This window comes from Cohnella rhizoplanae, assembly GCF_948329515.1.
Lineage (GTDB): Bacteria > Bacillota > Bacilli > Paenibacillales > Paenibacillaceae > Cohnella > Cohnella rhizoplanae.
In genome coordinates this window covers 1,575-2,865 of sequence record NZ_CAOJCN010000052.1, presented here as the reverse complement: position 1 = coordinate 2,865, position 1,291 = coordinate 1,575, and the positions used below count along the sequence as shown (strand labels likewise).

The following is a 1,291-nucleotide window of genomic DNA, read 5'->3' as shown; positions in this document are numbered from 1 at the left end:
AGGCACACCCAGGGAACTGAAACATCTAAGTACCTGGAGGAGAAGAAAACAAAAGTGATTCCGTCAGTAGCGGCGAGCGAAAGCGGATTAGCCCAAACCTGAGAGCTTGCTCTCAGGGGTTGTGGGACGTCTCACATGGAGTAAAAAAGGAGCAGACTAGGCGAAGTGGTCTGGAAAGGCCCGGCATAGAAGGTAAAAGCCCTGTAGCCGAAAGCCTGCTCCCTCCGAGACGGATCCCGAGTACCGCGGGACACGTGAAACCCCGTGGGAATCCGGCAGGACCATCTGCCAAGGCTAAATACTTCCTGGCGACCGATAGTGAAGCAGTACCGTGAGGGAAAGGTGAAAAGCACCGCGGGAGCGGAGTGAAATAGAACCTGAAACCGTGCGCTTACAAGAAGTCAGAGCCCGATCTAGGGGTGATGGCGTGCCTTTTGTAGAATGAACCGGCGAGTTACGTTTACGTGCGAGGTTAAGCAGGAAATGTGGAGCCGCAGCGAAAGCGAGTCTGAATAGGGCGCTTTAGTACGTAGTCGTAGACCCGAAACCGGGTGATCTACCCCTGTGCAGGGTGAAGGTGAGGTAACACTTACTGGAGGCCCGAACTCGTGAGCGTTGAAAAGCTCTGGGATGACGTGGGGGTAGGGGAGAAATTCCAATCGAACTCGGAGATAGCTGGTTCTCCCCGAAATAGCTTTAGGGCTAGCCTCGAGATTTAGCATCATGGAGGTAGAGCACTGATTGGGTGCGGGGCCCGCCAAGGGTTACCAAGTCCAGTCAAACTCCGAATGCCATGGATGTATGCTCGGGAGTCAGACGGCGAGTGCTAAGATCCGTCGTCAAGAGGGAAAGAGCCCAGATCATCAGCTAAGGTCCCCAAGTGTGTGTTAAGTGGGAAAGGATGTGGAGTTGCGAAGACAACCAGGATGTTGGCTTAGAAGCAGCCACCATTTAAAGAGTGCGTAATAGCTCACTGGTCGAGTGACTCTGCGCCGAAAATGTAACGGGGCTAAACACACCACCGAAGCTATGGCATGACACTTAGGTGTCTTGGGTAGGGGAGCGTTGAATGCGGGTTGAAGTCAGACCGTGAGGACTGGTGGACTGCATTCAAGTGAGAATGCCGGTATGAGTAACGAAAAGACAGGTGAGAATCCTGTCCGCCGAAAGCCTAAGGGTTCCTGAGGAAGGTTCGTCCGCTCAGGGTAAGTCGGGACCTAAGGCGAGGCCGAAAGGCGTAGTCGAAGGACAACAGGTTGAAATTCCTGTACCACCGTAATCCGTTATGAGC

Annotated in this window: 1 pseudogene and 1 other annotated feature (1 of these 2 running past the window's edge); the pseudogene reads right to left on the bottom strand. The window is 53.6% G+C overall.

Features of this window, described 5'->3' with window-relative positions:
* Positions 1-1,291, top strand: a sequence feature (most likely nonfunctional fraction of RNA operon) (it extends past both window edges: 1,537 nt to the left, 1,561 nt to the right).
* Positions 113-370, bottom strand: a pseudogene (locus PQG80_RS28970) (hypothetical protein); the annotation flags it as partial. It overlaps the preceding feature by 258 nt.